General features: G+C 55.2%; 24 protein-coding genes and 1 pseudogene. 8 read left to right on the top strand and 17 right to left on the bottom strand.

Annotated features, from left to right (window positions below; all coding sequences use genetic code 11):
* Nucleotides 1-17: 17 nt before the first annotated feature.
* From livG to livK, 4 genes are read right to left on the bottom strand one after another with little or no spacing between them, the layout of a single operon-like run.
* Nucleotides 18-785, bottom strand: a complete 768-nt coding sequence (gene livG / locus ACJ9Y9_RS01440; RefSeq protein ID WP_008500101.1) for a high-affinity branched-chain amino acid ABC transporter ATP-binding protein LivG — start codon at nt 783-785, stop codon at nt 18-20.
* Nucleotides 782-2,059, bottom strand: coding sequence for a branched chain amino acid ABC transporter permease LivM (gene livM / locus ACJ9Y9_RS01435; protein ID WP_013099130.1), 1,278 nt, complete (start codon nt 2,057-2,059; stop codon nt 782-784). The genes livG and livM overlap by 4 nt, the downstream gene beginning before the upstream one ends.
* Nucleotides 2,056-2,982, bottom strand: a complete 927-nt coding sequence (gene livH / locus ACJ9Y9_RS01430; protein ID WP_028017954.1) for a high-affinity branched-chain amino acid ABC transporter permease LivH — start codon at nt 2,980-2,982, stop codon at nt 2,056-2,058. Before livH ends, livM begins: the two co-directional genes overlap by 4 nt.
* A 46-nt stretch (nt 2,983-3,028) precedes the next feature.
* Nucleotides 3,029-4,138: a high-affinity branched-chain amino acid ABC transporter substrate-binding protein LivK gene (gene livK / locus ACJ9Y9_RS01425; RefSeq protein WP_028017955.1), complete on the bottom strand. Its 1,110-nt coding sequence runs from the start codon at nt 4,136-4,138 to the stop codon at nt 3,029-3,031.
* Between the two features lie 424 nt (nt 4,139-4,562).
* Here livK and panM point away from each other — a divergent pair, with 424 nt between their 5' ends.
* Complete coding sequence (gene panM / locus ACJ9Y9_RS01420; protein ID WP_028017956.1) at nt 4,563-4,952, top strand: aspartate 1-decarboxylase autocleavage activator PanM; 390 nt, start codon at nt 4,563-4,565, stop codon at nt 4,950-4,952.
* 217 nt (nt 4,953-5,169) lie between these two features.
* Here panM and livJ read toward each other — a convergent pair whose 3' ends face one another.
* From livJ to ftsY, 6 genes are all read right to left on the bottom strand, one after another.
* Nucleotides 5,170-6,270 (bottom strand): branched chain amino acid ABC transporter substrate-binding protein LivJ, encoded by a 1,101-nt coding sequence (gene livJ / locus ACJ9Y9_RS01415; RefSeq protein WP_152546598.1) that lies wholly within the window; start codon nt 6,268-6,270, stop codon nt 5,170-5,172.
* A gap of 197 nt (nt 6,271-6,467) precedes the next feature.
* A complete protein-coding gene (locus ACJ9Y9_RS01410) occupies nt 6,468-7,733 on the bottom strand; it encodes a 4-aminobutyrate--2-oxoglutarate transaminase (protein ID WP_028017958.1) in 1,266 nt (421 codons plus the stop codon).
* A 136-nt stretch (nt 7,734-7,869) separates the two neighbouring features.
* Nucleotides 7,870-8,727 carry an RNA polymerase sigma factor RpoH gene (gene rpoH / locus ACJ9Y9_RS01405; protein WP_028017959.1) on the bottom strand — a complete coding sequence of 286 codons (858 nt, stop codon included), beginning with the start codon at nt 8,725-8,727 and terminating at the stop codon, nt 7,870-7,872.
* 251 nt (nt 8,728-8,978) lie between these two features.
* Complete coding sequence (ftsX, locus tag ACJ9Y9_RS01400; protein WP_028017960.1) at nt 8,979-10,034, bottom strand: permease-like cell division protein FtsX; 1,056 nt, start codon at nt 10,032-10,034, stop codon at nt 8,979-8,981.
* Nucleotides 10,027-10,692, bottom strand: coding sequence for a cell division ATP-binding protein FtsE (gene ftsE / locus ACJ9Y9_RS01395; RefSeq protein ID WP_025758973.1), 666 nt, complete (start codon nt 10,690-10,692; stop codon nt 10,027-10,029). The genes ftsX and ftsE overlap by 8 nt, the downstream gene beginning before the upstream one ends.
* A gap of 2 nt (nt 10,693-10,694) precedes the next feature.
* Nucleotides 10,695-12,155, bottom strand: coding sequence for a signal recognition particle-docking protein FtsY (gene ftsY / locus ACJ9Y9_RS01390; RefSeq protein ID WP_028017961.1), 1,461 nt, complete (start codon nt 12,153-12,155; stop codon nt 10,695-10,697).
* Between the two features lie 127 nt (nt 12,156-12,282).
* On the opposite strand from ftsY, the gene rsmD reads away from it, so the two are divergent.
* The gene (rsmD, locus tag ACJ9Y9_RS01385; protein ID WP_028017962.1) at nt 12,283-12,885 is read left to right on the top strand and encodes a 16S rRNA (guanine(966)-N(2))-methyltransferase; all 603 of its coding nucleotides are present in this window, start codon (nt 12,283-12,285) and stop codon (nt 12,883-12,885) included.
* The gene (locus ACJ9Y9_RS01380; RefSeq protein WP_028017963.1) at nt 12,869-13,150 is read left to right on the top strand and encodes a DUF1145 family protein; all 282 of its coding nucleotides are present in this window, start codon (nt 12,869-12,871) and stop codon (nt 13,148-13,150) included. The genes rsmD and ACJ9Y9_RS01380 overlap by 17 nt, the downstream gene beginning before the upstream one ends.
* 60 nt (nt 13,151-13,210) lie before the next feature.
* Here the strand turns inward: ACJ9Y9_RS01380 and ACJ9Y9_RS01375 are convergent, their stop codons facing one another.
* Entirely contained in the window at nt 13,211-13,567 is a 357-nt protein-coding gene (locus tag ACJ9Y9_RS01375; RefSeq protein ID WP_028017964.1) for a DUF2500 domain-containing protein, read from the bottom strand.
* Nucleotides 13,568-13,696: 129 nt separating this feature from the next.
* Between ACJ9Y9_RS01375 and ACJ9Y9_RS01370 the strand changes: the two genes are divergently transcribed.
* Complete coding sequence (locus tag ACJ9Y9_RS01370) at nt 13,697-14,323, top strand: lysoplasmalogenase (RefSeq protein WP_028017965.1); 627 nt, start codon at nt 13,697-13,699, stop codon at nt 14,321-14,323.
* Between the two features lie 76 nt (nt 14,324-14,399).
* Nucleotides 14,400-16,571, top strand: coding sequence for a Zn(II)/Cd(II)/Pb(II) translocating P-type ATPase ZntA (gene zntA / locus ACJ9Y9_RS01365; RefSeq protein WP_028017966.1), 2,172 nt, complete (start codon nt 14,400-14,402; stop codon nt 16,569-16,571).
* A gap of 87 nt (nt 16,572-16,658) precedes the next feature.
* On the opposite strand, the gene ubiA is transcribed toward zntA, so the two are convergent.
* The 5 genes from ubiA to malK form a co-directional block, all read right to left on the bottom strand.
* Nucleotides 16,659-17,528, bottom strand: coding sequence for a 4-hydroxybenzoate octaprenyltransferase (gene ubiA / locus ACJ9Y9_RS01360; protein ID WP_028017967.1), 870 nt, complete (start codon nt 17,526-17,528; stop codon nt 16,659-16,661).
* 12 nt (nt 17,529-17,540) lie between these two features.
* Nucleotides 17,541-18,038 carry a chorismate lyase gene (gene ubiC, locus ACJ9Y9_RS01355; RefSeq protein WP_028017968.1) on the bottom strand — a complete coding sequence of 166 codons (498 nt, stop codon included), beginning with the start codon at nt 18,036-18,038 and terminating at the stop codon, nt 17,541-17,543.
* A 180-nt stretch (nt 18,039-18,218) separates the two neighbouring features.
* Entirely contained in the window at nt 18,219-19,175 is a 957-nt protein-coding gene (malM, locus tag ACJ9Y9_RS01350) for a maltose operon protein MalM (protein WP_028017969.1), read from the bottom strand.
* 113 nt (nt 19,176-19,288) lie between these two features.
* The gene (locus ACJ9Y9_RS01345) at nt 19,289-20,602 is read right to left on the bottom strand and encodes a maltoporin (RefSeq protein ID WP_128348333.1); all 1,314 of its coding nucleotides are present in this window, start codon (nt 20,600-20,602) and stop codon (nt 19,289-19,291) included.
* 71 nt (nt 20,603-20,673) lie between these two features.
* Entirely contained in the window at nt 20,674-21,783 is a 1,110-nt protein-coding gene (gene malK / locus ACJ9Y9_RS01340) for a maltose/maltodextrin ABC transporter ATP-binding protein MalK (RefSeq protein WP_028017971.1), read from the bottom strand.
* Between the two features lie 372 nt (nt 21,784-22,155).
* Between malK and malE the strand changes: the two are divergent.
* From malE to malG, 3 genes and pseudogenes are all read left to right on the top strand, one after another.
* Nucleotides 22,156-23,343, top strand: a pseudogene (gene malE / locus ACJ9Y9_RS01335) (maltose/maltodextrin ABC transporter substrate-binding protein MalE).
* Between the two features lie 121 nt (nt 23,344-23,464).
* Complete coding sequence (gene malF / locus ACJ9Y9_RS01330; RefSeq protein ID WP_028017973.1) at nt 23,465-25,009, top strand: maltose ABC transporter permease MalF; 1,545 nt, start codon at nt 23,465-23,467, stop codon at nt 25,007-25,009.
* Between the two features lie 14 nt (nt 25,010-25,023).
* Nucleotides 25,024-25,914, top strand: a complete 891-nt coding sequence (malG, locus tag ACJ9Y9_RS01325; protein WP_014830272.1) for a maltose ABC transporter permease MalG — start codon at nt 25,024-25,026, stop codon at nt 25,912-25,914.
* 97 nt (nt 25,915-26,011) lie between these two features.
* Here the strand turns inward: malG and psiE are convergent, their stop codons facing one another.
* Nucleotides 26,012-26,422, bottom strand: coding sequence for a phosphate-starvation-inducible protein PsiE (psiE, locus tag ACJ9Y9_RS01320; protein WP_000202963.1), 411 nt, complete (start codon nt 26,420-26,422; stop codon nt 26,012-26,014).
* Nucleotides 26,423-26,473 lie beyond the last annotated feature (51 nt).

Here is a 26,473-nt window from a genome sequence, read left to right as displayed (position 1 = left end):
CTTATGGCTCGCCCCCATTATGCTTCGCCTAAATAGGCGCGGATCACGTCCGGATTGTTGCGGATCTCTTCCGGCGTGCCGTTTGCCAGCGGCGTGCCCTGGTTTACCACGTAGATACGGTCAGAAATGCCCATCACCAGCTTCATATCGTGCTCAATCAGCAGGATGGTGGTGTCGTGATGATCGCGCAGCTCGGCAATCAGCTCGTCCAGCTCTTTGGTCTCTTTCGGGTTGAGGCCAGCAGCAGGCTCGTCGAGCATCAGGATTTCCGGCTGCGTCACCATGCAACGCACAATCTCCAGACGGCGTTGGTCGCCGTAAGCCAGGTTGCTAGCCTGACGGTTAGCGTGCTGCAACAGACCGATGCGGTCGAGCCAGGTGGCAGCGCGATCCAGCGCTTCATCCTGCGCGCGACGGAAGGCCGGGGTTTTCAGCAGGCCGGAGAAAAGCCCGGTTTTCAGCTGCTGATGTTGCGCCACCAGCAGGTTCTCAATGACCGTCATCTCGCGGAACAGACGTACGTGCTGGAAAGTACGCACCACGCCCATACGGGCGATCTGTTGCCCGGGCAGGCCTTCAAGGTGCTGGTCGCGCAGCATAATGGTGCCGCCCGTCGGCTTGTAGAAACCGGTCAAACAGTTGAAGACCGTCGTTTTCCCCGCGCCGTTCGGGCCAATCAGGGAGACAATCTCTTTCTTATGCAGATCCAGATTCACGTTGTTGACCGCCAGCAGGCCGCCAAAACGCATCATCAGACCGTTAACGGATAATAATGGCTGACTCATGCCTGCTCTCCTTTCGCTTGCCCGTTCTTCAGCTTCAGCTGTGGACGGGTCATCGGCAGCAAGCCCTGCGGACGCCAGATCATCATCAGCACCATTAAACCACCCAGCATCAGCATGCTGTATTCGTTAAAGTCGCGCATCAGCTCACGTGAGACCACCAGCAGGATGGCCGCCAGGATAACGGCGAACTGCGAACCCATCCCGCCGAGCACCACAATCGCCAGCACAAAGGCAGATTCGGCAAAAGTGAAGGATTCCGGGCTGACAAAGCCCTGGCGCGCGGCAAACAGCGTTCCGGCAAAACCGGCAAACGCGGCACTGATGGTGAACGCGGTCAGCTTGATGCGGGTAGGGTTCAGGCCCAGGGAGCGGCAGGCGATCTCATCTTCACGCAGTGCTTCCCACGCGCGGCCCAGCGGCATGCGCAGCAGACGGTTGATCACGAACAGGGTAATAACCACCAGCAGCAGCGCCACCAGGTAGAGCCAGATGACACGGTCAGACGGGTCGTATTTCACGCCAAAGAAGTTGCTGAAGGTATCCCAGCCGCCTTCACGAGCGGTACGGCTGAATTCCAGACCGAAGAAGGTCGGTTTCGGGATCTGGCTGATACCGTTCGGGCCACCGGTCACTTCAGTGTTGTTGAGCAGCAAGATACGGACGATTTCACCAAAGCCTAAGGTCACAATCGCCAGGTAGTCACCGCGCAGGCGCAGCACCGGGAAGCCCAGCAGGAAGCCCGCAGCCGCAGAAACCAACCCCGCCAGCGGCAGACACGTCCAGAAGCCGAGACCGTAATAGTGGTTCAACAGCGCAAATGTGTAGGCGCCGATGGCGTAGAAGCCGCCGTAGCCCAGCACCAGCAGGCCAGACAAACCCACTACCACATTCAGACCGAGACCGAGGATCACGTAGATCATGGTCAGAGTGGCAATGTCTACCGTCCCGCGCGACACCACGAACGGCCATGCCACCGCCGCCACCAGCAGGGCGACGAGGAACAGCTTCTGTTTAACAGTTGAACCATCAATCGCAGGCAGCACGAATTTCGGGCCAGAAACGCCTTTCAGCGTCTTCTGGAACAGCGGACGCAGCAGCTGGAACAGGAACACCACGGCAGTGCCGATAAACACCCACTGCCAGCGGATGTCTGCTGCGGTGTCCACCACCAGCTTAGTACCGTTCAGCTCTAACTGAACGCCCATAAAGACGCCCGCCAGCACGAAGAACATGGCGGCAGAGAGCAGCGCCATTGCAAAATGCATCGGTTTCATACTTTCTCTACCTCCGGACGACCCAGAATACCGGTAGGCATTACCAGCAGAACCAGAATCAGCAGGGCAAACGACACCACATCTTTATATTCCGTACTCAGATACGCCGAGGAGAGCGCTTCGGCCACACCGAGGATAAGACCGCCAATCATCGCGCCCGGAATGCTGCCGATACCGCCCAGCACCGCGGCGGTGAAGGCTTTCATCCCGGCCATAAAGCCGATGTACGGGTTAATCACACCGTAGAACTGACCGAGCAGCACACCTGCGACGGCAGCCATTGCCGCACCAATCACGAAGGTAAGTGCAATCACACGGTCCGTGTTAATGCCAAGCAGGCTCGCCATCTTCAGGTCTTCCGCGCAGGCACGACAGGCGCGCCCCATGCGGGAATAACGAATGAACAAGGTCAGCGCCAGCATCGCAATGAAGGTCACGATCCAGATAACCAACTGCATGGTGGTAATAGACGCAGAGAAGTTATCACTCGCCCCGACAACCCACTGGCCATTAAACAAGCTTGGCAGCGCCACGTCGCGCGAGCCTTCGGTCAGGCTGACGTAGTTTTGCAGGAAGATTGACATACCGATGGCGGAGATCAGGGCAATCAGGCGCTTGGAGCTGCGCACCGGCCGGTAGGCCACGCGTTCGATGCTCCAGCCATAGGCACTGGCAATCACGATCGCGCCGACAAACCCGGCAGCGACCAGCAGCCAGCTGCTGTCAATACCCATCATCATCAGCGCGGCGATGATCATAAAGGAGACATAACTACCGATCATGTACACCTCGCCGTGGGCGAAGTTAATCATGCCGATAATACCGTAAACCATCGTATAGCCGATGGCGATCAGCGCGTAGGTGCTTCCCAGCGTGACGCCGTTAAACATCTGCTGCAGGAAATAGAGAAACTGCTCGGACATATGCAAACCTTTTTATACCCGCCCGTCAGTCCGGGCGGTGGGATAATTATTTGGCGGCCGAGGATGAACCGTCGGCGTGCCACTTAAAGACACCAAACTCAAATCCCTTCAGATCGCCTTTCTCATCCCAGTTCAGCGGCCCAATCACGGTGTTCGCCCCGTGTGCTTTTAAATCTTTCACCAGATCCAGCGGTTCTTTGCTGCCGGAGCGATCCAGTGCGGTTGCCAGAGACTGTACAGCCGCGTAGGTGATCCAGACGTATGGACCACTCGGATCCTTCTTCTGCGCCTTGAGCGCATCAACGATAGCCTTGTTGGCCGGATCCTGGTCATAGCGTTTTGGCATCGTTACCAGCATGCCTTCGGCAGCATCACCCGCGATGTTTGACAGGGAGGCGTTACCCACGCCTTCCGGCCCCATAAACTGGGTTTTCAGCCCTACTGACCGCGCCTGGCGCAGCATCTGGCCCATTTCCGGGTAGTAGCCGCCGTAATAAACGAAATCAATATTCTCTTTTTGCAGACGGGCAATCAGCGCGGAGAAGTCTTTCTCACCGGCGGTAATTCCATCGAAGAAGACGACATTCGCGCCGCCTTTTTTCAGGCCGTCCTGAACGGAACGCGCCAGGCCTTCACCGTACTGCTGTTTGTCATGAATAATGGCAATGCGCTGTGGCTTAACGGTGTCGAGGATGTATTTGGCGGCGGTTGGGCCCTGAGAGGAGTCCAGACCCGCGGTACGCATAATGTGCTGATAGCCGCGTTGGGTCAGCTCCGGGTTGGTCGCACCTGGGGTGATCATCAGAATGCCTTCGTCTTCGTAGATATCAGACGCAGGCTGGGTAGAGGATGAGCACAGGTGGCCGATCACATACTGAATACCGTCGTTGACGATTTTGTTGGCGACCGCAACGGCCTGTTTAGGATCGCAAGCATCGTCGTATTCCACACCGACCAGTTTGTCGCCTTTGATACCGCCTTTGGCGTTGATGTCTTTGATGGCCTGGCGCGCACCGTTGAACTCCATATCCCCCCACTGGGCAACAGGACCGGACATCGCACCGACTACAGCAACTTTAATCTCTTCCGCCATGGCCGCATGCGAAATCGACAATGCAACCATCCCCGCGAGTAACGTTTTCGCGTTCCTTCTCATCTCTGAATCCCCATTCGTGATGTCGTGTTTATATTTTGTTTTATTCTGGTTAAAAAGCATTCTGTACTTTTAATGCACAACGCTATTTTTACCAGTGCCTTTAATGGTTTAGCGCAGGTTTTTGTCAAAAACCAGACTAAAATCTCTATTTTTCAGGCTATTAAGCAAAGATAATATTCTGAAATCAGGCAGAGATAAACAAATAAAAGTGCAGTTTGCAGCATAAAATAACGGTACAAAGCGCCGAATAAATCACTACCACTCAGGTTAAAATTCTGCTTATTTTTCGATCCATGTGTTTTCAAACTGCCCATTGCGCTGCCAAAAAACTAATCACCTGGTTAATGAGAATAAAAAGAGGAAGCCGCTGAGTGAATAAATTGAGTACACTGCCCCTACTCAATTTGATTTGGACAACAAGCTAATGAAACTGACAATCGTTCGTCTGGTGACCTTTAGCGACCAGGATCATATCGACCTGGGCAAGATCTGGCCGGAATATTCCCCTTCGTCACTGCACGTCGACGAGACTCACCGCATTTATGCTGCGCGATTTAATGAACGTTTACTGGCTGCGGTTCGCGTGACTCTGAGCGGCACCGAAGGGGCGTTGGATTCACTGCGCGTGCGTGACGTCACCCGTCGTCGTGGTGTAGGGCAGTATTTGATTGAAGAAGTGATCCGCGAAAACCCGAGCGTGACCTCCTGGTGGATGGCCGACGTGGGCGTGGAAGACCGTGGCGTGATGGCGGCATTTATGCAGGCGTTAGGGTTTACGGCGCAGGAGAATGGGTGGGAGAAGCGCCAGAGATGATCTGTGCGGCCTGATGCCCTCACCCCGCCCCTCTCCCACAGGGAGAGGGAGAAAACATTAAAAAAGGCAACTTACGTTGCCTTTTTGCGGCTTTTCCCAAGAATTTCGTGTTGCAGGAAGGCGGCAAGTTATGAAATCCCCGGGAGCTTACATAAGTAAGTGACCGGGGTTGAATAACGCAGCCAACGCACCTGCGGCGCGAAAGGCGACGGGAAAATTATTTGGCGTCTGTCGCCGTGCCGTTAGCGTGCCAGTCAAACACGCCGAACTCGAAGCCCTTCAGGTCGCCCTTCTCATCCCAGGAGAGTGGCCCCATCACGGTCTCAACAGTATTCGCTTTCAGCCAGGTGGCAATCTCTGCCGGATCGGCTGACTGGTTCAGGCCCGCTTGCAGAGACTGCAGCGCAGCGTAGGTGGTCCAGACGAACGCACCGCTTGGATCCTGTTTCTTCGCCTTGATGGCATCTACGATTGGTTTGTTCGCCGGAACCTGGTCGTAGTTCTTCGGTTTGGTCACCAGCAGGCCTTCAGCGGATTCACCCGCGATGTTAGACAGAGAGACGTTCGCCACGCCTTCCGGGCCCATGAACTGGGTTTTCAGGCCTGCAGCACGCGCCTGGCGCAGGATCTGGCCCATTTCCGGGTGGTAACCACCGTAGTACACAAAATCAATATTCTCTTTCTTCAGACGCGCCACCAGGGTGGAGAAGTCTTTCTCACCGGCAGTAATACCGTCGAAGAACACCACGTCAGCATTCGCTTTCTTCAGGTTGTCCTGGACGGAACGCGCCAGACCTTCACCGTACTGCTGCTTGTCATGAACGATAGCAATGCGCTTCGGCTTCACTTTTTCAACGATGTATTTCGCTGCAGTTGGGCCTTGGTCAGAGTCCAGGCCGGTGGTGCGCAGGGTCAGCTTGTAGCCGCGCGAGGTCAGTTCCGGTGCGGTTGCAGCCGGGGTGATCATCAGAATGCCTTCGTCTTCGTAGATGTCAGACGCTGGCTGAGTTGAGGAAGAGCACAGGTGACCGATAACGTATTTGATCCCGTCGTTCACCACTTTGTTCGCGACCGCGACCGCTTGTTTCGGATCACAGGCATCATCATATTTTACGATCTGCAGTTTTTCGCCCTTAATACCGCCCTTGGCATTAATGTCTGCAACCGCCTGTTCTGCGCCAGTAAATTCCTGGTCACCATACTGTGCTACCGGACCGGACATCGCTCCTACGACAGCCACTTTAATATCTGCCTGTGCCATCGTGCTAAATGCCAACGCGATACATCCTGCCAGTAACGCTTTACCCTTCATGTTCATCCTGAGATTCCCCATTATTATGGTTATTACGATTATTGTGATGTTGTTGTGTAGCGCTTTATTTCAGTTATAGGTATGCCACTCGCGCTTTTTCAGCATACTCTGCTAAAACATACCCCATTTTTATGATTTTGGAATAGCTAATTTGAAATGAATATATGATAAGCCCGGCAGAGATTTCCGCCGGGCATATGGCTTTAACGTGTCAGCGACGCGGAGATGATGTCCAGCGCTTTACGGAACTGCACTTCAGGGATAGTCAGCGGATACAGGAAACGAATGACGTTGCCGTAGACGCCGCAGCTCAGAAGAAGTAGCCCTTCCTGCAATGCGCGTTCTTGTACCTGACGGGTGAATTCCGGCGACGGGAGCCCTGATTGCGGGTCGTTAAACTCCACCGCCACCATCGAGCCTTGCGCGCGAATGTCAGCGATATACGGGCAATGTTCCTTCGCTTTGCTCAGCACTTCCACCAGGTGATGACCAAGGTGCGCCGAGCGCGTGCAGAGATCCTCTTCATCAATCACGTCCAGCACGGCATGCGCCGCCGCAATCGCCAGCGGGTTACCGGCGTAGGTTCCGCCCAACCCACCAGGTGCAGGTGCGTCCATCACCTCCGCACGGCCAGAAACCGCCGAGAGCGGCATCCCGCCCGCCAGGCTTTTCGCCATGGTGATCAGATCGGGCTTCACGCAGTGGTGTTCCATCGAGAATAGCTTGCCGGTACGGGCGAAGCCGCTTTGCACCTCGTCGGCAATCAGCAAAATGCCGTGGGTATCGCACAGGGCGCGCAGGGCCTGCATAAAATCAGCAGGCGCAATGTTGAAACCACCTTCCCCCTGAACCGGCTCAAGAATAATGGCCGCGACCTGGTCGGGTGCGATATCCGCTTTAAAGATGCGTTCCAGGCTTTTCAACGCTTCCGCCGTGCTGACGCCGTGCAGTTCATTTGGATATTGCGCGTGGTAAACCGAGCCGGGGAACGGGCCAAAACCCAGTTTGTAGGGTGCCACTTTCCCCGTTAAAGCCATCGTCATAAAGGTGCGGCCGTGGAATGCACCACCGAAGGTGATAAGGCCAGGACGCCTGGTATACGCGCGGGCAATTTTTACGGCGTTTTCGACAGCCTCAGCCCCCGTGGAGAAGAACGCCGTTTTAGCCGGGCCCTCAACGGGCACGCGTTCGTTGAGACGTTCGGCAAGCGCCACGTAGCCTTCGTACGGCACAATCTGGTAGGCCGTGTGGGTAAAGGCATGGAGTTGCTTTTCGATGGCGGCAATGACTTTTGGATGGCGATGGCCGGTATTCAGTACCGCGATCCCCGCAGCGAAGTCGATGTACTCATTACCCTCCACGTCCCACACCGTGGCGTTTTCAGCTTTATCGGCATAAAAATTACACATCACGCCGATGCCGCGCGGCGTCGCCTGTAAACGCCGGTCGTTCAGTTCGTTATTTTTCACCCTGTCCCCCTGAGAAAGTCGCCTGCTTAGCGCATCAGTAAGTGTTTGCCAGGGGGAAGGAATTCGCCAGAGCGGGCGCTAAAAAAACAAAACCCCCGAATTTGCATTCGAGGGTTCTCGGTGTACTTCGCTTATCTTACGCTTCGATAGCGGCGCGAAGTTTTTTCATGGCGTTCTTCTCAAGCTGACGAACACGTTCAGCGGAAACGCCGTAGCGGTCGGCCAGTTCCTGCAGCGTGGACTTATTGTCTTCGTCCAGCCAGCGGGCGCGGATAATATCCTGGCTACGTTCGTCGAGGCCTTCCATCGCATGGGTCAGCTTGTTCGCGGCCTGATCTTCCCAGTTATCCTCTTCAATGCCGTCAGCAAAGTTAGAGGTTTTATCCTGCAGATACAGTACCGGTGCCATCGGCTGGCTGTCGGATGCGTCGTCGTCGGAGGACATATCAAAGGTCATGTCCTGCGCGGCCATACGGGATTCCATCTCACGCACATCTTTGCTGGATACGCCCAGCTCACGCGCCACCATTTCAACTTCATCCTGATTGAACCAGCCCAGACGCTGCTTGGTTTTACGCAGGTTAAAGAACAGTTTGCGTTGCGCTTTTGTCGTGGCGACTTTCACAATACGCCAGTTACGCAGAACGTATTCGTGAATCTCTGCTTTGATCCAGTGCACGGCGAAGGAGACCAGTCGCACACCCACTTCCGGGTTGAAGCGACGCACAGCCTTCATCAGACCGATGTTACCTTCCTGAATCAAGTCCGCCTGCGGCAGGCCGTAGCCCGCATAATTACGAGCAACGTGAACAACAAAGCGCAGGTGAGACAGGATCAGCGTCTTAGCTGCTTCCAGATCGCCCTGGTAATGCAGCTTTTCAGCAAGCTCCTTTTCTTCCTCGGCCGTTAACATCGGCCAGGTGTTCGCAGCCCGGATGTAAGACTCCAGGTTACCAACAGGGGCTAAAGCTAAAGTTTGCATTTCTTTGGTCATTCATTCCTCTCAATGTTTCTTCTGGTCCAGGTTATCCCCATCAGGCAACAACCATGCCAAAGCGTTTGAGCAACGAGATTAGCATTCACTCTTGTATCAGACAGTGATTTTATCCACAAGTTCCAGGTGCAACGGTGAATAAATTACGCACAAAATGTGACATGAAGATGATAACAGGGGAAGAGACAACAGGGACGCTTTCCCTGCAGAGCGAACATCTCGGTGCAGGGAAAGATTATATCACGCTTTTATTAATCGGGAGTAAAGTGACGTAAATGTTGAACGGTTGCCAGCCAGGCTGCCACCCACCCAATCATCGAACACACCAGCAGCAGCAACAGGCACTCATCGAACCCTAAGCCGCTGATATCAAACTTCGTTCCGAAAACCTGCGCCACTTCTGTGACTGCCGACGACAGACGCATCACCAAAATTTCTGACAATATCAGTGAAAGAAATGCGCCGGAAAAACCGAGCAGTGCGCCGCCATAGAGGAACGGACGCAGGATGAAACCATCCGTCGCACCAATCAGTTTCTGCACGTTGATGGTATCGCGACGGGCGAAGATGCTCAGGCGCACGCTGTTACCGATGACGAGGAAGACCGCCGCCACCATCAGCACGCCAATCATCGCCGCCACGCGGCCTACCAGCCCGGTCAGGGCAGAGAGACGCGCAAACCAGCTGTCATCCATGCGCACTTCATCAATGCCCTTAATGCGCGTGATGCGATCGCGCAGGGTGTTAAGCGAATCGGTCCCCTGGAAATCCAGCTTCGGGATCACCACCGCCACGGCAGGCAGCGGGTTCTCTTCAAGCATGTCCAGCGCGCCGCCAAAGCCTGACCAGTTGCGGAACTCGCCCAGCGCGTCTTCACGCGAGAGATAGTTAACCTTCTCCACACCCTGCTCGGCCTGAATTTGCCCGACCACCTGCGCTGCGGCGTTATCGTCGAGCGCTTTATCCAGATAGACCGTGATCTGCGGGGACGGATAGTATTGTGAGGCCGCCTGGTTGACGTTTTTATAGACCATATAGCAGACGCTTGGCAGCGTCAGGGAGATGGCAATCACCATCACCGTCAGGAACGTCGCCAGCGGTTTGCTTTTCAGGTCCTGCAGCGCGCCGTGGAACGCGTAGCGCACCTGCTCGTTAAACACGTTGGTTTTGCGGGAGGCAGGCTTTGGCGCGGCTTTCTGGCGCTTTGGCGCATTACGATTGCCATCACCACCGCCCTGCGACTTACGGAAACGATCAAACCGGTTCCCGAACTGTCGAATCTGGTTTATTGCATCACGCTTATTCACCATGGCCTCCGTGCAAATGACCGTCGCTCAGGGTCAGCATGCGGTACGAACGACGGGAAATAAGCCCGATATCGTGCGTCGCCATCAAAACCGTCACCCCTACGCGGTTGAACTCCTCAAACAGACGCAAAATCCCTTCTGACAGGGCGTCGTCCAGGTTACCGGTCGGCTCATCCGCCAGCAGCACCGCAGGTTTGTTCACCACCGCACGGGCAATGCCCACGCGCTGCTGTTCACCGCCGGAGAGCTGGATCGGGAAATTCTTCGCTTTGTCCAGCAGCCCGACCTTATCCAGCGCCGCAGAGACGCGACGGCGGATATCATCATAGCTGGCACCGGCAATAATCAGCGGAATAGCCACGTTATCGAAAACGGTGCGATCCATCAGCAGGTGGTGGTCCTGGAAAATCATGCCGATCTGCCGACGCAGAAACGGCACTTCGCGATTTTTCAGACGGCTTATCTCATGACCGCCGAAAAAGATTTTCCCGGCACTTGGCCGTTCGATCCCACAGATAAGCTTGAGCAGGGTACTTTTCCCCGCGCCGGAATGGCCGGTCAGGAATGCCATCTCGCCCGGTTGCAGGTGGAATGTCACCCCCTGCAACGCTTGTCTCCCACCGAGATAGGCCTTGCTGACGTGTTCAAAGCGAATCATTGTTAGTCCTCTCGGGCAAATAGTGCCTCAATAAAGTCGTCCGACTTAAACGGACGTAAATCTTCAATACGCTCGCCCACACCGATGTAACGGATAGGAATGCCGAACTGATCGGCCACGGAGAAGATCACCCCGCCTTTGGCGGTGCCGTCCAGTTTGGTCAGCGTGATCCCCGTCAGTCCTACCGCTTCATGGAACAGTTTTGCCTGACTAATGGCATTCTGTCCGGTGCTGGCATCAATGGTCAGCATAATTTCATGCGGTGCTTCTTCGTCCAGTTTTTTCATCACACGGACGATTTTCTTCAACTCTTCCATCAGGTGCGATTTGTTCTGCAAACGCCCTGCGGTATCGGCAATCAGTACATCCACGTTGCGCGCCTTCGCCGCCTGGATGGCGTCAAAGATAACGGATGCGGAATCCGCGCCGGTATGCTGGGCAATCACCGGGATGTTATTGCGCTGGCCCCACACCTGCAGCTGCTCAACCGCTGCTGCACGGAAGGTATCACCTGCCGCCAGCATCACCGATTTGCCCTGCTGTTCGAACTGGCGCGCCAGCTTGCCGATGGTGGTGGTTTTACCCACACCGTTCACGCCAACCATCAGAATAACAAATGGCGTTTTGCCTTCAATATTAAGCGGTTCGTCAACTTTTGCGAGAATTTCACCCATCTCGTCTTTCAGCAGACCGTACAGCGCTTCGGCGTCACGCAGCTGTTTGCGGCTCGCCCCTTCGGTCAGGTTGGTGATGATCTTACGGGTGGTTTCCACACCGACGTCGGCGATCAGCAGTTGCTCTTCCAGCTCTTCAAACAGATCGTCGTCGATCTTCTTGCCGCGGAAAAGACTGATAAATCCGGAACCTAAGTTTTCTTTGGTTTTAAGCAGGCTGCGTTTCAGGCGGGCGAAGAAACCTTCTTTGGTCGGTTTTTCCTGTTCCTGAACGATCTCCTCTTCGGCCTGCTCTTCCACTGGCACCACGATAACCGCTTCTTCAGCCGCTTCTGCTGCCAGCGCCTGTGCTTCCAGCTCTTCGTCGGTCAGTTCAGGTTCGTTTTCGGCTTCTTCTTCCACCGCCTCAACAATTTCAACGGTTTCCGCTTCGGCCTGCCACTCTTCGGCAGAAACGGCTTCGGTTTTCACCTCTTCCGGCAGCGGCAGTTCTTCGTGTTCGATGACGGCCTGCGGCGCTTCGGGAATCTCTTCGGCGACAACCGGTTCTGGCTTCTCGCTTTCCTGAACCTGTTCAGTGACCTCAACCACCTCTTCAGCGAAAGATTCAATCTCTTCTTTGCTGTGTGCCGTCTCTTCCGCTTCGACAACCGCGGCGGTTTCTACAGGCGTTTCAGGCTGCGACTGCTCTTCAACGGCATGTTGCTCTTCGGTTTTCTGTTCTGTTTCTTGCTCTTTTTCACCGAAGCCCAGCCAGGAAAAGAAGCCACGTTTTTTTTGTTTTGCCATCTGCGACTACACTCCTCGCGGCGCTATATACATGGAAGCTAAAAAAATGATGAAATAGTCTAACACTTTACTTAATTGACATCACCGCCCGCAATCGCAGGCCAATTGTTAACAGAGCTTTCCTGAGATGAAGAAACCCAACCGCGCCCCGGCCGGTCAAATTCGTATTATCGGCGGTCAGTGGCGAGGCCGGAAACTACCGGTGCCGGACAGCCCCGGTTTACGCCCTACTACCGACCGCGTACGCGAGACGCTGTTTAACTGGCTGGCCCCGTCAATGGTAGACGCCCACTGTCTCGACTGTTTCGCCGGAAGCGGCGCACTCGGACTGGAAGCGCTGTCACGCTATGCCGCCAGCGCCACGCTGCTGGAGATGGAACGCGGCGTGGCGCAGACGCTGCAGCAAAATCTGGCGACGCTAAAGGCAACCAACGCTAAAGTCGTGAACACCAACACGTTGAGTTTCCTCGCGCAGAAAGGTACGCCACATAACGTGGTGTTTGTCGACCCACCGTTCCGTAAGGGGCTGCTGGAAGAGACGTTATCCCTGCTGGAGCAAAATGGCTGGCTGGCAGATGACGCATTAATTTACGTGGAAAGTGAAGTGGAAAACGGTTTACCACCAGTTCCCGCCCACTGGGATCTGCACCGTGAAAAAGTGGCAGGTCAGGTCGCTTATCGTCTGTATCACCGTCAGGCTCAAGGAGAATCCGATGCCGGTACTGATTAATCTGGGACGTTTGTTGATGCTGGGCGTCTGGGCGTTTTTAATTCTCAACCTGGTGCATCCGTTCCCGCGCCCGATGAATATTTTTGTTAACGTCGCGCTGGTTTTCACATCGTTTATGCACGCCCTGCAGATGGTAATGCTGAAAAATGGTCTGCCAAAAGATGGCCCGCAGATGACCGGCTGGCAGCAGTTGCGCGTCTTTGTTTTCGGCGTGTTTGAACTGCTGGTGTGGATGAAGAAATTTAAGGCGCAGGTGAAGAAGTAAGGTGCGGCCTGATGCTCTCACCCTAACCCTCTCCCACAGGGAGAGGGAACCGATCGAGCATTATTCAGGTGTAAAACCTTCGAATCGGGACCCTTTATAACTCAGCGTCCCTTTCTCCCCCACCGTCAACTGATGGTACTGCTGCGCCTCCAGGCGGAAGGTCATCTCCAGCCCGCCGGTTTCCGGCTTAAAGCTCGCTTCATAGCGCATTGTCGTGCCTGCTGGCGTCACCTGCTGCTGGCGTGAACGGCGGTCGTTAAGCGGTTTTTCGCGTTTGTTCGTCACTGCCACGCGCTTTTGCAGCAGCGGTGCAGCATCGTTTTCCGCCTTTTCGCGGCGCTGCTGTACGAAACGGAACGAGGCGGCAATGACGATAATCGCCACCACGATAATGAAAAACAGCGGCATCTTGCTCATTCTAAAATCCCATCAGATTATGCGGAATTCAGGATACCCTGCCTTCCCTGCCATTGCCAAACGCCCGTCCGCATCACTACACTGGATCAGAAACTGATTATTCAGCCTTAACAGATACAGGGAGTTAATATGCTTTGGTCATTTATCGCTGTCTGTTTTTCCGCATGGCTTTATGTCGATGCGTCGTACCGCGGTCCCACCTGGCAGCGCTGGTTGTTTAAACCGGTCACGCTGTTGCTCCTGCTGCTGCTGGCCTGGCAAGCGCCGATGTTTAACGCCGTAAGCTATCTGGTCCTCGCCGGGCTGTGTGCTTCCCTGATTGGCGATGCCTTAACCCTGCTGCCACGTCAGCGTCTGCTGTATGCCGTGGGGGCATTTTTCCTGTCGCATCTGCTCTATACCATCTACTTTGCCAGCCAGATGACGCTTTCATTCTTCTGGCCGCTGCCGCTGGTACTGCTGGTGATTGGCGCACTGCTTATCGCGGTGATCTGGTCGCGTCTGGAAGAGATGCGTTTGCCGGTCTGCACCTTTATCGCCATGACGCTGGTGATGGTATGGCTGGCAGGCGAACTCTGGTTCTTCCGTCCAACGGCACCGGCGATGTCCGCGTTCTTCGGTGCAGCACTGTTGTTACTCGGGAATATCGTGTGGCTGGGCAGCCACTATCGCCGTCGTTTCCGGGCGGATAACGCGATTGCCGCCGCCTGCTACTTTGCCGGACACTTCCTGATTGTGCGCTCGCTGTATATTTAAATAAGCCTTGACTCTGGAGTCGACTCCAGAGTGTATGCTGCGGTTAATGAGAAAATTATCATTGCCGGAGACTGCCATGTCGACTCCAGAAACACCAAAAAAAGTCCCACAATTCTCAGCACTTAAGCTCAGTCCGGTTCCGCCGAAGGACGACTGCTGCTGCGATGGTGCGTGCGAAACACAAACCGAAATACTCCCTGAAAACGGCAACCGCTACAGTTGGGTCGTCAACGGTATGGACTGCGCCGCCTGCGCCCGTAAAGTTGAAAACGCGGTAAAACAGGTGCCGGGAGTGAGTCATGTCCAGGTTCTGTTTGCCACTGAAAAGCTGCTGGTCAGCGCGGATAACGACGTTATCCAACAGGTTGAAGCTGCCGTAAGTCAGGCGGGTTACAGTCTGCGTAGCGAAAATGCGCCTGCAGAAAAAACCTCTTCCCTGCGAGAAAATTTGCCGCTTATTACCCTCATCATCATGATGGCCCTGAGCTGGGGACTGGAACAGATTAACCATCCGTTCGGCAATCTGGCATTCATCGCCACCACGCTGGTTGGGCTGTTCCCAATTGCCCGTCAGGCATTGCGGCTGATGAAAAGCGGAAGCTGGTTTGCCATCGAAACGTTGATGAGCGTGGCCGCTATTGGTGCACTGTTTATTGGTGCGACAGCAGAAGCGGCGATGGTGCTGCTGCTGTTCTTAATCGGTGAACGTCTTGAGGGCTGGGCCGCCAACCGCGCGCGTAAAGGAGTCAGCGCGCTAATGGCCCTGAAACCTGAAACCGCCACACGCGTGATCAACGACAACCGGGAAACCGTCGCCATCAACACGCTGCGCCCGGGCGATGTGATTGAAGTCGCCGCAGGCGGGCGTCTGCCTGCAGACGGTGAGTTGCTCACCGCAACAGCAAGCTTCGACGAAAGTGCCCTCACCGGAGAATCGATTCCGGTTGAACGTACAACCGGTGAAAAAGTGCCTGCGGGTGCCACCAGTGTTGATCGTCTGGTGCAACTGACGGTGCTTTCCGAACCCGGTGACAGCGCCATCGACCGTATTCTGAAGCTGATTGAGGAAGCCGAAGAGCGTCGCGCGCCAGTTGAGCGGTTTATCGATCGCTTCAGCAGGATTTACACCCCCGCCATCATGCTGGTTGCCCTGCTGGTCACTGTCGTTCCACCGCTGTTCTTCGGCGCTCCGTGGGAAGGCTGGATTTATAAAGGTTTGACGCTGTTGTTGATTGGCTGTCCGTGTGCGCTGGTGATCTCCACCCCGGCGGCCATCACATCCGGGCTTGCGGCGGCGGCACGTCGCGGAGCGCTGATCAAAGGCGGAGCCGCCCTGGAACAGCTAAGCCAGGTTCAGCACATTGCCTTCGATAAAACCGGTACGCTGACCGTAGGTAAGCCGCAGGTGACCGGTGTTTATCCGCAGGAAATCAGTGAAAACGAACTGCTGACATTGGCAGCTGCCGTAGAGCAAGGTTCAACCCACCCGCTGGCGCAGGCGATTGTGCGTGAAGCGAAGGCGCGTGAACTCACCATCCCTGCGGCAACTTCCCAGCGGGCACTGATGGGCTCAGGCATTGAGGCAGTCGTCGACGGTAAAAAGGTGCTGATTGTCGCGGCTGGCAAGTCTTCTACTCCAGAGGTTGAGGCGTTAGAACAGGCCGGGCAAACGGTCGTAGTCGTCATGCAGGACGGCGTGGCGAGGGGAATGCTGGCATTGCGCGATACCCTGCGTGATGATGCAAAAGAAGCCGTGGCGGCGCTACATCAACTGGGCGTACAGGGCGTTATTCTTACAGGCGATAACCCTCGTGCGGCAGCCGCAATTGCCGGTGAACTGGGGCTGGAATTTAAAGCCGGATTGTTGCCTGCAGATAAGGTCAGCGCAGTCACAGAGTTGAACGCTCATGCCCCGCTGGCGATGGTTGGTGACGGGATTAACGATGCCCCGGCGATGAAAGCGTCCACCATTGGTATTGCGATGGGCAGCGGTACCGACGTGGCGCTGGAAACGGCCGACGCGGCGCTGACCCACAACCGCCTGACCGGGCTGGCGCAGATGATCGGGCTGGCACGTGCGACGCGTGCCAATATCCGTCAGAACATTGGCATTGCCCTGGGGCTGAAAGGGATATTCCTGGTGACCACCCTGCTCGGCATGACCGGGCTGTGGCTGGCGGTGCTGGCGGATACCGGGGCAACGGTGCTGGTGACGGCGAACGCGCTTCGGCTGCTACGTCGCCGGTAAAAAAAGCCCGGTGGCGCTAACGCTTACCGGGCCTACATGTTCTGCTAACTCGTAGGTCGGGTAAGGCGAAGTCGCCACCCGACTTTTTTATAAGAAATAGCTCATCGCCAGACCTAAAAACAGCACCAGACCGACGTAGTTATTATTCATAAACGCCTTAAAACAGGCTTCACGCTCGCGCTTCGCAATCAGCTTTTGCTGGTACGCAAACAGCAAGCCCGCCACCAGCACGGACCAGTAAAACTCCCAGTTCAGCCCGTTCATGCGACCAATCGCGACCATCAGTGCCAGTACCGCGACCTGCAGGATACCGATAATCAGCTTGTCCTGACGACCAAAGAGGATAGCGGTTGATTTGATGCCAATTTTCAGGTCATCGTCGCGGTCTACCATCGCGTATTGCGTGTCATATGCCACGGCCCAGAGAATATTCGCCAGGAACATCAGCCAGCAGCTGAGTGGTAAGGACTCACTAACTGCCGCAAATGCCATCGGAATCGACCAGCCAAATGCCGCCCCCAGCACCACCTGAGGCAGATGGGTGTAGCGTTTCATAAACGGATAAACCCAGGCCAGGGCCAGCGCCGCAACGGAAAGCAGAATGGTCATGGTGTTAAGGGTTAACACCAGCAGGAAAGAGAGCAGCACCAGAACAATGAACAGCACGCGGGCTTCTTTCCCGGTGACTTGCCCGCTGGGTAACGGACGACCGGCAGTACGTTTTACATGCCCGTCGAATTTACGATCGGCATAGTCATTGACCACACAGCCTGCCGCGCGCATCAGCCAGACGCCGGCAACGAATACGCCCAGGATCCACAGCGGCGGCACGCCCGGCGTCGCGACCCACAGCGCCCATAAGGTCGGCCACAGCAACAGTAACGCGCCAATCGGTTTATCGGTACGCATTAAGCGGTGATAGGCCAACAGCTTATTCTGCGTCAGGCTCCACTCCATTTTTTCTTCCTCTTAGTACAACGGCGATGCCGGTAAAAACAGCTCCGTCAGAATTAACGGCTTACCGCTCAGGCGAAGGCGGGAACGACGCCCCCACAGTTCGGCATCACGACCAATTTCAATAAAATCCCGGGTAAGCTCAGACGAGGTGAAGAGGTAACGCCCCAGCGGCGTTTTCCCCAGACGCTGCAGCGCCAGCTCGGGTCCGGAAAGGGTGGACTCGGGCACCACCGTCCGCCCGGCAAGCCATGGCTCGCCATCAGCGCAGAGTAAAATTTCACGCAGCCAGTAACGTGGCTCTTGCGGCAATAGCGGCAGCTCGGCAGCAATCTCATCGCCAGAGACAAACCCTTCCTGAATCAGGGTCACCGTGACCGTTTTACCCTGCTGCTCAAAACGTTTCGTCATGGAATCTTCCAGCAGCAACCAGTCCAGTTGCTGCGGATCAAGCGCAGGTATTTGGTCGAAATAGCGCAGCGCACGCAGTTGCGTTAGCGCAGGGTGTGACATGCCAGACTCTCCGATACATAACGTGATGGCATTGTATCGCAGAAAAGCAGATTGAGGGCGGCCAAACGTTATTTAACGATCACTATCGCAACAAGAGCGCAACAGCCCGGAGAATAGCAAAAAAAGTGCGCCCACTCAGGCGCACCAAACTACTAACAAATCAGCACTGTGGGGAAACGGTTACCCCTTGCCTTTTACACTGCTGATAAAGGTGGAACGGGCAGTGGTTGAACCTAAACGTTCGGCTTCATCAAGCAGTTTCAGCGCTTTATCGACATCGCCGCGCTTCACCGCCTGCTTAATGGCGTTGTTGAAGTACTCTTCGGTGTCGTTCAGAACCGGTTCAGCTTTCTTCGATGGGGCTGGTGCAGCGGCGGCTACCGGTGCGGCAGCGGCTGTGGCGGCTGGAGCGGCATACACAGGCGCGGCTGTATTGCCTACTGTGACAGGGCCAGTACCGGAAGAGCCAAACAGTGGGCCAACCAGCACGCTGGATGCATTGTTTGTTGAGACTTTCAGCTTAAGCAAACCGTCGGTGACGTGACGCGCTAATGGATCCGGAATATCCGGAACCGAGTTGCCGGTGCCTTTCGCATAGGCTTTTGCCGGATCGATAAGCTTAGTGGTCTGCTGCAGATCTTTTTCGGTCGTGAAAACCAGAACATAAATCTTCTGCTGGCCCAGGGCAGGCGTCAGGCGCATTTTACCTTCCAGACGGTCAGCGCTCATCACGCCTGGTTCCTGGTAACTAAAATATTCGCTTGGGAAGAAAGCAGATGGCGTCAGGTTCTGATCCAGAATCAGTACGTTAGGTGCGAAGACGCTGGTTTGCTTGTTCACTTCGCTGGTCAGCGTCAGGGTTAGCTCACCAATGTTGGCCGGCACGCTGTAGGCGGCAACCGGCCCGGTGATCCCCGGCACGTTCAGTTGCTGGCCGCCCGTAGAAAGCTGTGTCGACTGCGTTTTGGATTGATCAACTGGCGTCCAGGTCAGTTGCTGGAGCGCCGCCGCCGGGATAGCCGGCGCAGCGCTGGTATTTTGTGGTACGAAATTCACGTCTGCAAAGGAGACCGCCGGAACACAGGCCATCAGCCCCGCAGAGAGGCACAGCGCGACGAGACTTTTCTTCATTTTCATTGTTATTACCTCTGATAGCGTGAGCACTGCGGTGGCCAGGCAATAGCGCGCAGCACCCTAAGGATAGAGGGGCTTGCGCCCCTCTTTTAGGTCATTACGTCAGGTCTAACGAATTACCACCAGATTTCCATCTGGGCACCGAAGGTCCACTCATCAGAGTCGCCGCGGCTGAAGGTTTTTGCGGACGTGTCGCTGTACGCAATACCAGAGTCATAGCCTGCACCGGAGTCGCCGTTCGCGTAGCCCCATTTTTCATCCCACTTCGCGTAAGTTGCGAAGACACGGATAGCTGGACGGGACCAGATGCTGTCGCCTGCCTGCCATTGTTGTGCCAGGGTGATTTTGTACTGACTGTTGGTGTCGTCGGTTTTCTGAGACTTAACGTTGTCGTAGCCCACTTCTAACAGGGTGCTCATGATTGGCGTCCATTTGTACATAGGACGCACACCGACGGTCCACCATTTGGTGCCGTTGTTGTTATCCAGGTTGATGTCCTGGTACATACCTACGTACATCAGATCCCAGGAGTCGCCCAGAGAGATTGCACCGTGGTCCAGAACACGCCACATGTCGCCGTTGTTGTTGATGCTACCACCTTCCGGACGGCCCTTGCCGTTGGAGGTCATAGAGTCAGTTGCGTACTGCAGCACAAACTTGTTAAAGCCCTTCAGCATGCTCTGGGTATGTTCAGCGGTGAACATCCAACCGTCTTTAGATGCGCCAGGCTGCAGGTAGTAGTCATCTGGAATATTGGTGTGACCATAATCAACACCGAACTCCAGCGTACCGCCTTCATTGACCTGCATCTGTGCTAAACGGACGTCGAAGACATCGTTCGGTACCAGGTTGTCATAAATACGGTTACCCAGCGCGTCACGATCGGCAAAGGTCGCTGAGCCGCCCGCTTCAGAAGAACGAGTTGCAGCCAGAGAGAGCTTACCGAAGCCCAGGTCGATGTTTTCGATACCCGCACCAGGACCAGAAATATCCCAGTAGTAGAAGTCGATCATGTGAACGTCATGACGCTGATAGAAGCGCTTACCGGCCCAGATGGTGGAACCTGGCAGTGCGTCAATCAGGTTTTTACCCTGCACGTTAGCTTCACGGAAGGCCGGGCTGGTAGATTCCCAGTCGTTCTGCTGAGAGACGGAATACGCAACGTTGGTGTCGAAATAGAAGCTCTTATCGCCTTCTTTCCACACTTCCTGGCCCAGTTTCAATTCCGCATAGGTTTCACATTCGTTACCGAGACGGTATTTACTTTGTGCACCGGTTGCCTGGAAACACTGTTGCTCACCGCCACTCCCTGTCCAGCCAATGCCGGAACGAGCATAACCTTTAAAGTCCACAGCACCCGCCTGGGCAGACAGGATGCCTGCCGCAATGGCGATTGCCAGAGGGACTTGTTTGCGCAGAGTAATCATCATTCTATCTCCTGAGATCATTGCTTTTCTTTGAACACTTCACCTGTCGGTTTCGTGTCTTCTATTGGGATTGCTTAAACGCCTGGCTCTTTGTGCAACCGACGACATGCAGTGCCATCCTCACGGAACAGATGGCAACGCTCTGGCGGCAAGCCGATAGCGAATGTGGCACCCTCTTCTACCAACACCACGTCATTCTGGCGGTAGACCAGGTTCTGACGGATGGCGGGGATCTGGATATGAATCTGTGTTTCGTGACCAAGCTGTTCGACAACCTGAACTTCACCTTCCAGCGTCACATCAGCGATGTGGCTCGGCAGCAGGTGCTCAGGACGAATACCGAGGGACATGTTTGCCCCGACCTGTACGTTGGCGCTGTCGACCGGCAGCCAGACCTGCTGGCGGTTTGGCAGCTCCACCTGTACCTGTTCGATCGCAGTTGCCGTCACTTTGACGGGCAGGAAGTTCATCTTTGGCGAGCCAATGAAGCCCGCAACAAAGCGGTCTGCCGGGTAGTGATAAAGCTCGAGTGGTTTGCCCACCTGCGCCACGCGACCGGCGTCCAGCACCACGATTTTGTCGGCGAGGGTCATCGCTTCGACCTGATCGTGGGTGACGTAAATCATCGTGCGGCCAAGACGTTTGTGCAGACGGGAGATTTCAATACGCATCTGGACACGCAGGGCGGCATCCAGGTTGGAAAGGGGTTCATCGAGCAGGAACACGCGCGGTTCCGCCACCAGCGTACGGCCAATCGCCACACGCTGACGCTGACCACCGGAAAGCGCTTTCGGTTTACGCTCAAGCAGGTGCGCCAGCTGTAACACTTCCGCCACCTGCGTGACGCGCTGGTTAATCACGTCTTTCTTCGCACCCGCCAGCTTCAGGCCAAAGGACATGTTTTCGGCAACGGACAGATGGGGATAAAGCGCATAAGACTGGAACACCATGCCTACGCCACGTTCGGCAGGCGGGATGTCGTTCATACGGGTGTCACCAATAAACAAATCGCCACTGGTGATCGTTTCAAGACCGGCAATCATACGCAGCAGAGTAGATTTACCGCAGCCTGATGGGCCGACAAATACCACGAATTCACCTTCGTGGATGTCCAGATTGATGTCTTTCGACACCACAACGTCACCCCAGGCTTTCGTTACATTACGCAGCTGTACGCTCGCCATGCCCTTCTCCCTTCGTTACAACCTGTCGCCGACAGAAACATTCAAGATAAGTTCACTATGGGGTATCCATTACTTTCCCGAATCCTCCACCCCCCGGCTTTTTTATGGGGGAGGAGGCGGGAGGATGAGGGAGCAGGCTCTGCGACCGCGGCTGGAGGGCTGAGGCAAAATTCGTGAAGCCACCTGCAAAATTCAGTGTGTTTTTATGTGCGCCAGCACTCATAACTTAAATTTATGCAACGAAGATCACACAAACCGGGGGTGGGGCGTAGGAGTTGGGAGGATGGAAAGAGGATGTCAAATAAGGAGACTGAGTCACGTTGAACCACCTCATTGTATCCACGAGCACATCACCAAAAAAGGATGGCAGATATGAAGATCAAGACTGGCGCACGTGTTTTCGCATTGTCCGCCCTTGCAGCAATGATGATTTCCGCACCGGCTCTCGCCAAAATTGAAGAAGGTAAGCTGGTAATCTGGATTAACGGCGATAAAGGCTATAACGGCCTGGCCGAAGTGGGTAAAAAATTCGAGAAAGACACCGGTATCAAAGTGACCGTAGAACACCCGGATAAGCTGGAAGAGAAATTCCCACAGGTTGCAGCAACCGGTGACGGCCCGGACATCATCTTCTGGGCGCATGACCGTTTCGGTGGCTACGCGCAGTCGGGTCTGCTGGCAGAAGTCACGCCGGACAAAGCCTTCGGGACAAACTGTTCCCGTTCTGGGACGCCGTTCGCTATAACGGCAAGCTGATCGCTTACCCAATCGCGGTTGAAGCCCTTTCTCTGATTTACAACAAAGACCTGGTACCTAACCCACCGAAAACACGGGAAGAGATCCCGAAACTGGATAAAGAGCTGAAAGCGAAAGGTAAGAGCGCGCTGATGTTCAACCTGCAAGAACCATACTTCACCGGCCGCTGATTGCTGCGGACGGCGGTTACGCGTTCAAGTTTGAAAACGGCAAGTATGACGTGAAAGACGTGGGCGTGGACAACGCTGGCGCGAAAGCGGGTCTGACCTTCTGGTTGACCTCATCAAGAACAAACATATGAACGCGGATACCGATTACTCCATCGCGGAAGCGGCGTTCAACAAAGGCGAAACCGCGATGACCATCAACGGTCCGTGGGCCGGACCAACATCGACAAGAGCAAAATCAACTACGGCGTGACGCTGCTGCCAACCTTCAAAGGCAGGCAAGCCGTCTAAACCGTTCGTTGGTGTGCTGAGCGCGGGTATCAACGCAGCAAGCCCGAACAAAGAGCTGGCGAAAGAGTTCCTCGAAAACTACCTGCTGACCGATCAGGGTCTGGATGAAGTGAACAAGGACAAACCGCTGGGTGCCGTTGCGCTGAAATCCTTCCGGGATCATCTGGCAAAAGACCCACGTATTGCGGCCACCATGGATAACGCTCAGAAAGGCGAAATTATGCCGAACATCCCGCAAATGGCAGCGTTCTGGTACGCCACCCGTACTGCGGTCATCAATGCGGCAAGCGGTCGTCAGACTGTTGATGCCGCGCTGAAAGATGCGCAGGGTCGTATTACTAAGTAAGTCTGAAAAACGGCGGGTGGCGCATGCGCTTACCCGCCCTACGACTACGGCACGATCCGTAGGTCAGGTAAGCGCAGCGCCACCTGACGATAAGTTTCCACCGTTGTAGAGGAAGAACCCCATGGATGTCATTAAAAAGAAACGCTGGTGGCAAAGCGACGCGCTGAAATGGTCAGTGATGGGTCTGCTGTGTCTGCTGGTGGGTTACCTTGTTGTTTTAATGTACGTACAAGGGGAATATCTGTTTGCCATCATGACGCTGATTTTAAGCTCTGCTGGCCTGTATATTTTCGCCAACCGTAAAGCCTATGCCTGGCGTTATGTTTATCCAGGCGTCGCCGGGATGGGGCTGTTTGTTCTCTTCCCGCTGATTTGTACTATTGCCATTGCGTTCACCAACTACAGCAGCACCAACCAGCTGGCGCAAGAACGCGCAACGCAGGTGCTTCTGGATCGCTCCTATCAGGCAGGCAAGACCTTTAATTTCGGTCTGTATCCTGCGGGGAACGAGTGGAAGTTAGCGCTTACTGACGAAGCAAGCAGCAAATACTATGTTTCCGACGCGTTCAAATTTGGCGGCGAGCAGAAGCTGGCCTTAAAAGAGGCCGCAGCGCTGCCGGAAGGCGAACGTGCCAACCTGCGCGTCATTACCCAAAACCGTCAGGCACTGACCCAGCTCACCGCCGTACTGCCAGACGAAAGCAAAGTGACCATGAGCTCACTGCGCCAGTTCTCCGGCACGCAGCCTCTCTACACGCTGGCGGATGACGGCACGCTGACCAACAACCAGAGCGGCGTGAAATATCGTCCGAACAACGACATTGGTTTCTATCAGTCCATTACAGCCGATGGCAAATGGGGTGATGACAAGCTCAGCCCTGGCTATACCGTCACCATTGGCTGGGACAACTTTACCCGCGTGTTTACCGACGAAGGTATTCAGAAACCGTTCTTCGCCATCTTCGTCTGGACGGTGGTCTTCTCGGTTCTGACCGTGATCCTGACCGTGGCCGTGGGCATGGTTCTGGCCTGCCTCGTGCAGTGGGAAGCCCTGAAAGGCAAAGCGATTTATCGCGTACTGCTGATTCTGCCGTATGCCGTACCGTCGTTTATTTCGATTCTGATTTTCAAAGGGCTGTTTAACCAGAGCTTCGGTGAAATCAACATGATGCTGAGCGCGCTGTTTGGTATCAAACCGGCCTGGTTCAGCGACCCGACGACTGCCCGTTCGATGATTATCATCGTCAATACCTGGCTGGGCTATCCGTACATGATGATCCTGTGCATGGGGCTGTTGAAGGCGATCCCGGACGATCTGTACGAAGCCTCGGCGATGGACGGAGCGGGTCCGTTCCAGAACTTCTTTAAGATTACGCTGCCGCTGCTCATTAAGCCGCTGACGCCGCTGATGATTGCCAGCTTCGCCTTCAACTTTAACAACTTTGTGCTGATTCAACTGTTGACCAACGGCGGCCCTGACCGTCTTGGCACCACCACGCCAGCGGGCTATACCGACCTGCTCGTGAGCTACACCTACCGTATTGCTTTCGAAGGCGGCGGTGGTCAGGACTTCGGTCTGGCGGCGGCGATTGCCACCCTGATCTTCCTGCTAGTTGGCGCTCTGGCGATTGTGAACCTGAAAGCCACACGAATGAAATTTGACTAAGGAGGGCATCGATCATGGCTATGGTACAACCCAAATCTCAGAAACTGCGCCTCCTGGCGACGCATTTAGGCCTGCTGATTTTCATCGCGGCGATCATGTTCCCGCTACTGATGGTCATCGCCATCTCCCTGCGTTCGGGTAACTTCGCCACCGGGAGCCTGATCCCGGATGAAATCTCCTGGGAGCACTGGAAGCTCGCGCTGGGCTTCAGCGTAGAGCACGCGGATGGTCGCGTCACACCGCCGCCGTTCCCGGTGCTGTTATGGCTATGGAACTCGGTGAAAATCGCCGGGATCACCGCGATAGGTATCGTGACGCTCTCCACCACGTGTGCGTACGCTTTCGCCCGTATGAAGTTCCCGGGCAAGGCCTCACTGCTGAAAGGGATGCTGATTTTCCAGATGTTCCCGGCGGTACTGTCGCTGGTCGCGTTGTATGCCTTGTTTGACCGTCTGGGCCAGTACGTGCCGTTTATCGGCCTGAACACCCACGGTGGCGTAATCTTCGCCTATCTTGGCGGTATCGCACTGCATGTGTGGACCATCAAAGGCTATTTCGAAACCATCGACGGCTCGCTGGAAGAAGCTGCGGCACTGGATGGTGCAACCCCGTGGCAGGCGTTCCGTCTGGTGCTGCTGCCGCTGTCGGTGCCTATCCTGGCGGTGGTGTTTATCCTGTCGTTTATCGCCGCCATCACCGAAGTGCCCGTCGCTTCTCTGTTACTGCGTGATGTGAATAGCTACACCCTGGCCGTCGGTATGCAGCAATACCTCAACCCGCAAAACTACCTGTGGGGCGACTTTGCCGCGGCGGCCGTGCTCTCCGCCATCCCGATTACCGTGGTATTCCTGCTGGCGCAGCGCTGGCTGGTGAATGGCCTGACGGCGGGCGGTGTGAAAGGTTAAGTTTCATTTTGTTATGCCACTGCAACCCTCAACTTTAGACGTATTGTATTGACCCAACTTGTGACTGTTATTAGGCGGCCTCCGGGCCGCCATTTTTTTATTCGCGTTTCAGCCGCTTCGAGTTACACAGCCAGAGGGTGATTACCAGCAGCAGGATCGCCGCCGAGTAGATCAGCACGTCGAGCGGGGATTTATGATCGACGATGATCAGCCGCACTATCGCGGTGATCCCAATGTAGACGAAATAACGCAGCGGGAAGTGAAAGCCGGACTGAAAGTACTTCACAATCAGGGCGATAAATTCAAAGTAGAGAAAGTAGACCACCAGTCCTTCCACCAGCGCATATTTGCTGGTTTGTTCAGGGGCAAACAGCACATCCGCCAGATGCACCGTCTCTTTTCCCAAAAAGACGACCAGTATCAGTCCAAGGCTCAACAGACCGAGGTTCAGCACGGTCTGGAGGATAGTTGAGATAAACTCAACGCGCGGGCGAGTCAGGGATGTCATACAGCACCTCATTCTCCGGGGCGAGGTTCCTGTATAACGCAAAAATGTGAC

It is taken from the genome of Enterobacter sp. CPE_E1241 (assembly GCF_045618265.1).
Taxonomy (GTDB): domain Bacteria; phylum Pseudomonadota; class Gammaproteobacteria; order Enterobacterales; family Enterobacteriaceae; genus Enterobacter; species Enterobacter adelaidei.
Note: the sequence above shows the minus strand (reverse complement) of the source record. Positions and strands in the feature narration are given on the sequence as shown.

Excerpts from the sequence above, each read along its gene's own strand:
- livG (WP_008500101.1), bottom strand. The coding sequence starts at position 785 with ATGAGTCAGCCATTATTATCCGTTAACGGTCTGATGATGCGTTTTGGC.
- livM (WP_013099130.1), bottom strand. The coding sequence starts at position 2,059 with ATGAAACCGATGCATTTTGCAATGGCGCTGCTCTCTGCCGCCATGTTC.
- livH (WP_028017954.1), bottom strand. The coding sequence starts at position 2,982 with ATGTCCGAGCAGTTTCTCTATTTCCTGCAGCAGATGTTTAACGGCGTC.
- livK (WP_028017955.1), bottom strand. The coding sequence starts at position 4,138 with ATGAGAAGGAACGCGAAAACGTTACTCGCGGGGATGGTTGCATTGTCG.
- panM (WP_028017956.1), top strand. The coding sequence starts at position 4,563 with ATGAAACTGACAATCGTTCGTCTGGTGACCTTTAGCGACCAGGATCAT.
- livJ (WP_152546598.1), bottom strand. The coding sequence starts at position 6,270 with ATGAACATGAAGGGTAAAGCGTTACTGGCAGGATGTATCGCGTTGGCA.
- rpoH (WP_028017959.1), bottom strand. The coding sequence starts at position 8,727 with ATGACCAAAGAAATGCAAACTTTAGCTTTAGCCCCTGTTGGTAACCTG.
- ftsE (WP_025758973.1), bottom strand. The coding sequence starts at position 10,692 with ATGATTCGCTTTGAACACGTCAGCAAGGCCTATCTCGGTGGGAGACAA.
- ftsY (WP_028017961.1), bottom strand. The coding sequence starts at position 12,155 with ATGGCAAAACAAAAAAAACGTGGCTTCTTTTCCTGGCTGGGCTTCGGT.
- rsmD (WP_028017962.1), top strand. The coding sequence starts at position 12,283 with ATGAAGAAACCCAACCGCGCCCCGGCCGGTCAAATTCGTATTATCGGC.
- ACJ9Y9_RS01380 (WP_028017963.1), top strand. The coding sequence starts at position 12,869 with ATGCCGGTACTGATTAATCTGGGACGTTTGTTGATGCTGGGCGTCTGG.
- ACJ9Y9_RS01375 (WP_028017964.1), bottom strand. The coding sequence starts at position 13,567 with ATGAGCAAGATGCCGCTGTTTTTCATTATCGTGGTGGCGATTATCGTC.
- ACJ9Y9_RS01370 (WP_028017965.1), top strand. The coding sequence starts at position 13,697 with ATGCTTTGGTCATTTATCGCTGTCTGTTTTTCCGCATGGCTTTATGTC.
- zntA (WP_028017966.1), top strand. The coding sequence starts at position 14,400 with ATGTCGACTCCAGAAACACCAAAAAAAGTCCCACAATTCTCAGCACTT.
- ubiA (WP_028017967.1), bottom strand. The coding sequence starts at position 17,528 with ATGGAGTGGAGCCTGACGCAGAATAAGCTGTTGGCCTATCACCGCTTA.
- ubiC (WP_028017968.1), bottom strand. The coding sequence starts at position 18,038 with ATGTCACACCCTGCGCTAACGCAACTGCGTGCGCTGCGCTATTTCGAC.
- malM (WP_028017969.1), bottom strand. The coding sequence starts at position 19,175 with ATGAAAATGAAGAAAAGTCTCGTCGCGCTGTGCCTCTCTGCGGGGCTG.
- ACJ9Y9_RS01345 (WP_128348333.1), bottom strand. The coding sequence starts at position 20,602 with ATGATGATTACTCTGCGCAAACAAGTCCCTCTGGCAATCGCCATTGCG.
- malK (WP_028017971.1), bottom strand. The coding sequence starts at position 21,783 with ATGGCGAGCGTACAGCTGCGTAATGTAACGAAAGCCTGGGGTGACGTT.
- malF (WP_028017973.1), top strand. The coding sequence starts at position 23,465 with ATGGATGTCATTAAAAAGAAACGCTGGTGGCAAAGCGACGCGCTGAAA.
- malG (WP_014830272.1), top strand. The coding sequence starts at position 25,024 with ATGGCTATGGTACAACCCAAATCTCAGAAACTGCGCCTCCTGGCGACG.
- psiE (WP_000202963.1), bottom strand. The coding sequence starts at position 26,422 with ATGACATCCCTGACTCGCCCGCGCGTTGAGTTTATCTCAACTATCCTC.